This is a genomic window from Stenotrophomonas sp. Sm6012 (genome assembly GCF_030985895.1).
In the GTDB taxonomy this organism is placed as follows: domain Bacteria; phylum Pseudomonadota; class Gammaproteobacteria; order Xanthomonadales; family Xanthomonadaceae; genus Stenotrophomonas; species Stenotrophomonas forensis.
Genome location: NZ_JAPTFX010000202.1, coordinates 1 through 6,251, shown reverse-complemented (window position 1 = coordinate 6,251; position 6,251 = coordinate 1). Strand labels below are relative to the sequence as shown.

The window sequence follows — 6,251 nt, the reverse complement described above, 5'->3', positions numbered from 1 at the left end:
CGCCACCCACCGCCCCCGCCACGCACCCGCTCAGGTCTCCAGCGGTACTGTCGGCACCACGTTCGGGAAGACTTCCTCCAGCGGCTCCCGTTCGCCGGGCTTCGGTGCCGGCCAGTTGTAGGCATTCACCGGCTGCGCGCGGTTCACCCACAGCGCGTAATGCAGATGGTCGGCGCGGCCGTCGCCGGTATTGGGGTGGATCAGGATGGTCAGGCCCAGGCTGTTGAGCTGCAGCCAGGGCACCAGCACCGGCAGCAGGTCGTTGGTGAAGCCGAAGTAGAACGAAGGCGTGACGTGCGGCCCGCGCGGCTCCAGGTTCCAGTTGCCCAGTTCCACCGGGAAGCGTTCGGCGGCCCAGCGCCGCAGCAGGGCGGCCTTCTCGAAGCTGTCTTCATCGAAGTAGATGTGTGCGTGATAGCTCTTGATGTCGGTATACGCGCGTGGGGTGGCGGGCAGCGTGGCCTCGCCGGGACGCACGCTGGCCGGACGCGGGGTGGGTTCGCTGGCCGTGGCCTGGCCCCAAGGGCTGCTGCCCTTCGCCGCCGGCGGGACGATGGCGCGAAAGCCGGGCTTCCCGGGCTCGGTGGTGTTCACGGCACGGTCGTCGCGCGTGGCTGCCGCTGCCGTCGACGCGCTGGCCAGGCCGCCGGCGGCCAGCCCGGCCGAAGCGATCAGGCGCCGGCGGGCGGGCGACAGCAGGTCGGCCCACTGCGCGTCATCGTCGCCTGCGTCGATGTAGGTGTCAGCGGGGGAATCCAGGTCCGGGTGCATGAACGGCTCCGTGGCAGCATGAGGGGCAGGCAAGCACGCTCCGGCACGGCCCTCGGCCGCGTCCAATAAGCAGGCGGCATCACCTCATGCGCCTGCGCATGCCGCCATTGAGCGCAGGCGATGGCCGGGCTAGGGTGCCGCTGTGCCGTGCCGGAGCCCGCCATGACCTCGATCGACGCCGACTTCCCGCGCAGGCGCGCGGCCTTCCGCCAGCTGCATGCGCAGGGCTGCTTCGTGCTGCCCAATCCGTGGGACGTGGGCAGTGCGCGCTACCTGCAGCGGCAGGGATTCCTGGCCCTGGCGACCACCAGTGCCGGCTGCGCCTGGAGCGAGGGGCGGCCGGATGGTGCGGTTTCGCTGCAGGCCACGCTGGAGCATCTGCGCCTGATGGTGGGGGCGACGCCACTGCCGGTGAACGCCGACTTCGGGGATGGCTTCGGTGCCACGCCAACGGCGGTGGGAGAGTCGGTGGCCGCGGCGATCGATACCGGCGTCGCGGCATTGTCGATCGAGGATGCCAGCGGTGTGGCCGATGCACCGCTGCGCCCGATCGAACAGGCGGTCGAGCGCCTGCGTGCGGCCCGTGCGGCGATCGACCACGCCGGCGGCGATGTGCTGCTGGTGGGCCGCGCCGAGAACTTCTTCGTGGGGGTGCCGGACCTGCAGGACACCCTGCAGCGCCTGCGCGCCTATGCCGAGGCCGGTGCCGACGTACTGTACGCGCCGGGCATCAGCACGCCTGAGCAGATCAGCGCGGTGGTGGCCGCGGCAGGATCGAAGCCGGTGAACCTGCTGGTGGGTGGACCGACGCCCATGCGCCTGCAGGACATCGCCGCACTCGGCGTGCGCCGGGTCAGCCTCGGTGGCGCGCTGGCCCGCGCGGCGTGGGGTGGCTTGATGCAGGCGACCCAACCGATCGTGCAGGACGGCTGCTTCGATGGCCTGCAGCAGGCGGCCTCGGGCGCGGCGTTGAACGCGCTGTTCCGTTGACGGAAATCCGGTGTGGGCCCGGTTCTGCAGGGCGGTCCGTGGATCCGCACCGTGCCTGGAGGGATGCGCCAGCGACTACAGCGCTTCCATCCCGCCCTTCGGCACTACCACTCCCGGTTCCAGCGCCGGCAGCAGCTGCCGCAGCAGCGCGGGGTTGTCCAGCAGCGCGGCACCGTCCAGATAGCTCCACTGCGTCGTGCCCACCCGGCGTACGGCGACCATGAACGAGGTGCTGCGCATCGGCGCGTCGCGCACGCGCAGCAGTGACTGGCGTGGCACGAAGCAGACTTCCTCGTCACCGGCGGCGTAGGTGCGCCCAGGCACGCCCGCCTCGTCGCTGACGATGGTGACGCCCGCCTTGTGCAGTTGCTTCACGGTGTCGCGCGTCATCCGCGCATAGGCCTCATCGCCACCGGCAGCCAGCTTCAGGCTGGGATGGGTGCGCGCGATGATCAGGTCGGTATCGCCGCGGGCGAAGGCGTCCATCATCGCCTGCACCTCCCTGCGCAGGGCGGCGGAATCTTCCGGACCGAGTTCACCGGCCACGGCGGATGGAACGGCCATCGTCATCAGCAGGGCCAGCAGCGGGGCAAGCAGGTGTCGGTGCATCGGCGGGCATCTCACGGGCGAGCGCCGCACTATACGGTGGATGCGGAAACAGCATCCCATCGATGGGGCTGGTGCGCCGGATTTCATTACTTACCATTGGTAGTTAGTGAATCCCGGAGCTCTCCCATGCACAGTCTCATCGTCATCGCCCATCCTGATCCTTCCTCGTTGACCCACGCCATCGCCGGGCGCATCGGCGAGGCCATCGGCGCAGCCGGTGCCGGCAACAGCGTGGCCCACGCCGATCTGATGGCCGAGGGCTTCGATCCGCGCTTCAGCCTGCAGGACCAGGCCCTGTTCCGCGGCACCGGCGCTGCGCCGGCCGATGTCGCCGCCGAGCAGGCGCGGCTGGATGCGGCCGACACGCTGGTGCTGGTCTACCCGCTGTACTGGTGGTCGTTCCCGGCGCTGCTGAAGGGCTGGATCGACCGCGTGTTCACCCAGGGCTGGGCCTACCAGGAAGGCGCCGACGGCAAGGTGCAGAAGAAGCTGCAACGGCTGCGCGTGCACCTGGTCGGGGTGGGCGGCGCCGGCGCGGAGATGATCGAGCGGCGCGGCTATGGGGCGGCGATGAAAACCCAGATCGACATGGGTATCTTCGACTACTGCGGTGCGCGCGTGCTGTCATCCGAACTGCTGCTGGATGCCGATTCCGGCGCAGCCGGGGCGCATCTGCAGTCGGCAGCGGAGATCGGCCGTAAAATCGGTACTCCGATGCGCTGATTGCCGTGCCCTGCCGATGCCTGCCACGCCCGCTCCGACACGCCGCCGACTGACCCGCGAGCAACGCGCCCGCCAGTTGCTGGACGTGGCCTGGGCGCTGGTCGGCGAGGAAGGCACCGATGCACTGACGCTGGGACGCCTGGCCGAGGCGGCGGGCGTGACCAAGCCGGTGGCCTACGATCACTTCGTGACCCGCAATGGACTGCTGGCGGCGCTCTACGATGACTATGACGGCCGGCAGACCGTGGTCTTCCACGAGCGCATCGGCCGCGCCAGGGCGCAGCTGGCCGATCGCGCGGCGGCCATCGCCTCCGGCTACATCGACTGCATCCTCAGCCAGGGCAGTGAAGTGCAGGGCATCCTCGCGGCTCTGGTTGGTGCGCCGGAGTTGTACCAGGTGCGGCGGCGCTACCAGCAGGATTTCATCGACAACTGCCAGGTCTGGCTGGGCCCGTTCGCCGCCGAAGGGGGCCTGCCCCTGGCGCGGCGCTGGGCGATTCTGGGTGCGGCTGAAGCGCTGTCGGAAGCCGTGGCTGCCGGCGCGCTGGACAAGGGCGACGCCGAGGCCGAGCTGCAGCGCTTGATCGTGGCGACGGTCAAGCGAAGCTGAGCCGCTCAGGCGTCGGCGGTGTTGCCGGCCAGCGCCGCGAACCCCGCGGCCAGATGCTCGCGCACAAGAGCATCGCGAGCGTCGCGGCTTTCAGAACCCAGCACCACGGTGATCAGGCGTACCGGCTGATCGCGCCCGGGCACTGACCGGCATGCGGTGGCGGCCAGGCAGAAGCCTGCTGCCTGGGTGTAGCCGGTCTTCAATCCATCCACGCCGTTTTCGCCAAGCAGGGCGTTCTGGTTGCTGCGGCTGAAGCTGCCATGCGCGAACGCGCGCTGCACGGTGATTGCCAGTATCTGCGGATGGTCATTCAACAGGCAGGCGGCGAGCACCGCCATGTCGCGCGCGCTGGAGGCATGGTGCGCGGTGGTGATGCCGGAGACGCTGGCAAACCAGGTGCTGCGCAGGCCAAGCTGGCGTGCATGCCGGTTCATGCGATCGAGGAATGCGGTCTGCGATCCGTCCAGGTGGCGCGCGATCGCCAATGCAGCGTCATTGCCGGAGACGATCATCAAGCCTTCCAGCAGGCGTGCCAGAGTAATTGTTTCGCCAGGCACCAGGCCCATGCGCGTTTCGTCATCGGCCACCGCATGCACATCGTCGTCGGTAATGGTGACCACTTCGTCCCATGCGCGCCCGCGTTCTTCGACGCATGCATACGCGGCGTAGGCGGTCATCAACTTGGTCAGTGATGCCGGTTGCCGCGCGGTTTCTGCGTTGTGCTGGTGGATCACCGCGAAGGTGGCCGCATCCAGGGTGATCAAGGACAGCGGCGCGCGTTCTGGAACGGGGAGGGACATGGAGGATGCGGTGGCAATGGAGAGCCGCAGGATAGTGCGCGGCGGCTGCATGAAGCTGCAACATTGAAACGATATAACGTATCGTCATTGTGGGCCGCCGCTGGCCCGACGAGATATCCAATGACTGCACACGCGCCATGCCGCTGGCTCCATTCCTCGTTGCTGATCACGCTGGCAGCGCTGGCGGGCTGCCAGCCCAACCTGCGCGCCGAGGCTGTGCCTTCCGCCGAAGCGCGACCGCACAACGTGATCGTGATGATCAACGACGGCGCCGGTTGGGGCACCTGGGATGCCGCCGCCTACTGGCAGTACGGCAGCCGAGAAGGTGCCCCCTATGCGGATTTCCCGCAGCGCCTGGCGGTGACCACGTTCCCGTTGAATTCCAGCAGCCAGCCGACCCGCGACAACGCGCAGACCCTCGGCTATGACGTGGGCAAGGCCTGGGATACCGAACCGGTGCCCGCGCCGGACCTGCCGTTCGTGGGCTACCAGTACCTGGCGGCGGTGGCGACCGATAGCGCGGCAGCGGGCACCGCGTTGTCCTCGGGCATCAAGACCTACAACAACGCCATCAACTACAACAACGACGGCAATCCGGTCGAGTTCAACACGCTGCGCGCCAAGCGCCTGGGCATGGCCACCGGCGTGGTCACCTCGGTGCCGTTCGCGCATGCCACGCCGGCAGCGTTCGCGGCGCAGAACGCATCGCGCAACAACTACCACGCCATCGCTCACCAGATGCTGGCACAGGGCCACATGGACCTGGTGATGGGCACCGGTGGCCCCGGCTACAGCGTGGATGGCCTGGCCTGTGGGCCGACCACGGATGATGCAGCGCCGGCCGAAGGCTGCGCGACTCCGTGGGAATGGGTGTCGCAGCAGGATTGGCTGCAGCTGGAAGCGGGCCGCACCATTGGCGGCAACCCGTTGGGGCCGTGGCGCCTGATCCGCGGCAAGGAGGAATTCGCCGCGCTGGCGCAGGGCCAGCTGCCGGCCGACCGGCCGCTGATCGGCGTGCCACGCGTGGCCAACACGCTGCAGCAGGCACGCCAGCTGCAGGTGCTGGGCAAGGATGCGGCCATGCCCTCGGGCGTAAGGAAGATCGACAGCGTGCCGGATCTTGCGACCATGACCCGCGGTGCGCTGCGGTTCCTGCAGCAGCGCTCTTCGAACGGCCTGTTCCTGATGGTGGAAGGCGGCGCCACCGACTGGGCCGCGCACACCAGTGCCTGCGGCACCGAATGGCACTACGGCCAATGCAGCGACCAGCCGCAGTACGGCCGCCTGATCGAGGAAACCGTGGAGTTCAACGACGCGGTGGCGGCGGTGGTGGACTGGATCGAGCGCAACGGTGGTTGGGAGCGCAACCTGCTGATCGTCACCACCGACCACGACAACAGCATGCCGATGGGCCCCGATGCACAGAACGTCGCCTTCCAGCCGGTGCGCAACAACGGCCGCGGTCGCATGCCGGGGATGAGCTTCCGCCCCACCGGCAACCACTCCAACGCGCTGGTGCCGCTGTGGGCCAAGGGCGCGGGCGCGGAGCTGCTTGCAAAGCGCGTGCGTGGCGTCGATGCCGGCTACCGCCAGCACGTGGGCTGGAACGACGGCCGCTACATCGACAACACCGATGTGGCGGCCGCGGTGCAGGAGGCGCTGCAGCGTTAGGGGCGTGCCGGGCAGCGGCCGGCAGCTGCGGGCTGCCCGGTTGGCGAGGTTGCCCGGCCCCGGCCGGCCACAGCGGG

At 69.0% G+C, this 6,251-nt stretch carries 7 protein-coding genes; 4 read left to right on the top strand and 3 right to left on the bottom strand.

The window, feature by feature from the left end:
- Nucleotides 1–30: 30 nt before the first annotated feature.
- Nucleotides 31–771 (bottom strand): DOPA 4,5-dioxygenase family protein, encoded by a 741-nt coding sequence (locus O0J73_RS21070; protein WP_308309570.1) that lies wholly within the window; start codon nucleotides 769–771, stop codon nucleotides 31–33.
- Between the two features lie 162 nt (nucleotides 772–933).
- On the opposite strand from O0J73_RS21070, the gene O0J73_RS21065 reads away from it, so the two are divergent.
- Nucleotides 934–1,761 carry an isocitrate lyase/phosphoenolpyruvate mutase family protein gene (locus O0J73_RS21065; protein ID WP_308309569.1) on the top strand — a complete coding sequence of 276 codons (828 nt, stop codon included), beginning with the start codon at nucleotides 934–936 and terminating at the stop codon, nucleotides 1,759–1,761.
- Nucleotides 1,762–1,836: 75 nt separating this feature from the next.
- On the opposite strand, the gene O0J73_RS21060 is transcribed toward O0J73_RS21065, so the two are convergent.
- Entirely contained in the window at nucleotides 1,837–2,370 is a 534-nt protein-coding gene (locus tag O0J73_RS21060) for a hypothetical protein (protein WP_164086843.1), read from the bottom strand.
- A gap of 126 nt (nucleotides 2,371–2,496) precedes the next feature.
- On the opposite strand from O0J73_RS21060, the gene O0J73_RS21055 reads away from it, so the two are divergent.
- Complete coding sequence (locus tag O0J73_RS21055) at nucleotides 2,497–3,093, top strand: NAD(P)H-dependent oxidoreductase (RefSeq protein ID WP_308309568.1); 597 nt, start codon at nucleotides 2,497–2,499, stop codon at nucleotides 3,091–3,093.
- 16 nt (nucleotides 3,094–3,109) lie between these two features.
- Nucleotides 3,110–3,703 carry a TetR/AcrR family transcriptional regulator gene (locus O0J73_RS21050; protein ID WP_197564251.1) on the top strand — a complete coding sequence of 198 codons (594 nt, stop codon included), beginning with the start codon at nucleotides 3,110–3,112 and terminating at the stop codon, nucleotides 3,701–3,703.
- 5 nt (nucleotides 3,704–3,708) lie between these two features.
- Here the strand turns inward: O0J73_RS21050 and O0J73_RS21045 are convergent, their stop codons facing one another.
- Nucleotides 3,709–4,503, bottom strand: a complete 795-nt coding sequence (locus O0J73_RS21045; protein WP_308309567.1) for a D-alanyl-D-alanine carboxypeptidase family protein — start codon at nucleotides 4,501–4,503, stop codon at nucleotides 3,709–3,711.
- A 120-nt stretch (nucleotides 4,504–4,623) separates the two neighbouring features.
- Here O0J73_RS21045 and O0J73_RS21040 point away from each other — a divergent pair, with 120 nt between their 5' ends.
- Complete coding sequence (locus O0J73_RS21040; protein WP_308309566.1) at nucleotides 4,624–6,174, top strand: alkaline phosphatase; 1,551 nt, start codon at nucleotides 4,624–4,626, stop codon at nucleotides 6,172–6,174.
- Nucleotides 6,175–6,251 lie beyond the last annotated feature (77 nt).